The organism is Natribacillus halophilus (genome assembly GCF_900100185.1).
Lineage (GTDB): Bacteria > Bacillota > Bacilli > Bacillales > Marinococcaceae > Natribacillus > Natribacillus halophilus.
Genome location: NZ_FNEN01000042.1, coordinates 1 through 2422 on the forward strand (window position 1 = coordinate 1; position 2422 = coordinate 2422).

4 protein-coding genes are annotated in these 2422 nt (G+C 33.1%); 1 reads left to right on the plus strand and 3 read right to left on the minus strand.

The window, feature by feature from the left end; all coding sequences use genetic code 11:
• Positions 1-191 precede the first annotated feature (191 nt).
• Together BLS58_RS17070 and BLS58_RS17075 are read right to left on the minus strand one after the other, a co-directional pair.
• Positions 192-422, minus strand: coding sequence for a hypothetical protein (locus BLS58_RS17070; protein WP_090400345.1), 231 nt, complete (start codon positions 420-422; stop codon positions 192-194).
• 469 nt (positions 423-891) lie between these two features.
• Positions 892-1386, minus strand: coding sequence for a CBO0543 family protein (locus tag BLS58_RS17075; protein ID WP_090400347.1), 495 nt, complete (start codon positions 1384-1386; stop codon positions 892-894).
• 202 nt (positions 1387-1588) lie between these two features.
• Between BLS58_RS17075 and sda the strand changes: the two genes are divergently transcribed.
• The gene (gene sda, locus BLS58_RS17080; RefSeq protein WP_090400350.1) at positions 1589-1726 is read left to right on the plus strand and encodes a sporulation histidine kinase inhibitor Sda; all 138 of its coding nucleotides are present in this window, start codon (positions 1589-1591) and stop codon (positions 1724-1726) included.
• Positions 1727-1954: 228 nt separating this feature from the next.
• Here sda and BLS58_RS17785 read toward each other — a convergent pair.
• On the minus strand, positions 1955-2422 hold a 468-nt coding region (locus BLS58_RS17785), incomplete at its 5' end, for a hypothetical protein (RefSeq protein ID WP_176764844.1).

The window sequence follows — 2422 nt, forward strand, 5'->3', positions numbered from 1 at the left end:
CAGTATAGTGACCCAGTTCATGAAACCAAATATGAATGAGTAATAAAATATAACCGCCTAAAAGCCAAAATAAAATATCCACGCTATCCTCCAACCTATACTATAAACGCACTGTCTTATTCCACTAAATGACCTGTTTCTGGTACAACTTTTATTCCATTATAGCGCTCTATAATTGAACAAGTTGATACTTACTTTTCAGGCATAGCGAATGTCACAGAAGCACCATTGTTTTCTTCGATTTTTATAAATATTTCATTTAGAATTTCTAATGCTCTTGCATTTGATTCATACTTCCCTAAATCTTTAGTCCAGTCATATCTAATCTTAGTGCCAATAACACCCTTTATTTTTTTTCCGTTTACCGTAACTTCTCTTGCATTTATCAAACTTTGCTTATCTTGAGTAGCAATCCATAACATAGAAAAACCCTCCTTTTCGTTGAACATCTTTATTGTATCAAATACGGATTCTTAGAACCACCAATCAAAAATTCAAACCAAAAAACACCAACACGCTCTCAGTGTTGGTGTGTCCGTCTTTATGTTGGTGCGGTCGGTGGGACTTGAACCCACACGGTATTTTACTACCACTAGGCCCTCAAAAGTGAGGAAGGTTACCATACGTTCCAAACCCGCGTCATACGTACAATTCATTATGCAATTTCCATGTTTTTATACTTAATATCATTTATTTTGGAGTAAAACTGGAGTAATAAAATTACATATAACCGAACATTAATAGAATAACTGCTATTATCGTTCGGATTTTAATATATCAGTTTCCCTGTTTGCTGTTTTATCAATAACTTCTTGTACATCTTCGAGTGATTTTGCCGATCCTCCTCAACAAGCGCGCTCGTTTGTGGCGTAAAAGGACTTAATTCTTTTACTATCTATTCTGTTTATCGCTTACTTTTCTTACAAACCCTACGAGTGCTCTTGTTGTTAAAGACTTAAAGGTCATGAATACTAAAGAATAGTACCATTTCCAACCTTTATGCCATTTTAGCAAATTGGTTTTCTTTACTATCAACCATTCGCATAAAGTAAGTGGTAATAATAAAAAAAGTAATTTATATAAGATCACCTTTGGCATATCTTTATCCGTCCATTGATTGAAGAAAACAGTAAATGTAGGGTATACAAAAAAATCGAATAGCAAACTTGTGTTAAATAATTTCGGAAAGTGACGAACTGGGTATTCAAGTATTTTGTATGAAGCTAGAACATTATCTATAATCCCATTGGTTATTCCATTAAATAAATAAGCAATTACCCAGTCTTTTATTGATTTTTTCTTCCTTACCAACAAAATCGGTAAACTGATTGCTGTAATAATCAACGTACCTCGCAAAACGAATTGATCGACTTTATTCCCTTTCATCGAAACACCCTTCCTTTCACATAGCATGTTTCTTGAAAAAGAGAATTATTCATCTTTATGCCAGATAAAGAAAGGGTAAAAAACAAGCAAAAAGGGTAATTGTCGTTAATAGCTAAATAACTACGTCCAAAGGATACGTTAATAAAATAGATAAAGCGACATACACGCTTAGAGAGGACAGTATATCAGTATTATTAAAAAAATGTCCGATAAATCTTTGGTAGAGGCCTATGTTGAAGCAAAGAAATTAGATCTTGAAAAAGATTTTGTTCAAATTCTAGAAACCGAGATTGATAAAAGAAAATTAAGTAGAATGATTGATCGCTCCAAACAGGAATAGGTAAAGAATCACCGTATCGTAGGGCGTAGTATTTTGCTTAATTTTAAAATGATCTTCAACATAATGGCCCAATTCATGAAGAACACTATTCAATTAAAGCGCTCCGTTTGCGGTAGATTGAATGAACTGATATTAGCTAGATTGTTGTAGTCCCAGTATTAATAAAACCCAATATAAACATATAATGCAACGTAACTTAGCAGTAGACTAATAATAAAAAGTGCGGACTTAATGAAAGGCCGAGCTTGTATCTCCAACAGGGATTCGTTTCCAGTAGAATACCATTAAATCCCCGAAAATATAAACGATATTAAAAACAAATGATCCTCCAATGATAAAGTTAGCGATCGTGGCATTATCAACAAAATAATAAATAGCAAAAGCAATGCAAAGAAAAATAAATGATTGTAAAATGAACCCGCCCATAACGAACAGAAATGATCTTTTACTGTCTGGATCATAGGTAAGGTATGTACGTACAAAATACCCTTCCTCATCATTAGGCTTTATCCAGTTTTTATCTTGATCTCTTAACGCAACATGTGGTGGATATTGAAATAATCTTATTTGTATATTTTCTTTTGATATTCTTACTAAAAATCGTCCTACAGTATAGTGACCCAGTTCATGAAACCAAATATGAATGAGTAATAAAATATAACCGCCTAAAAGCCAAAATAAAATATCCACGCTATC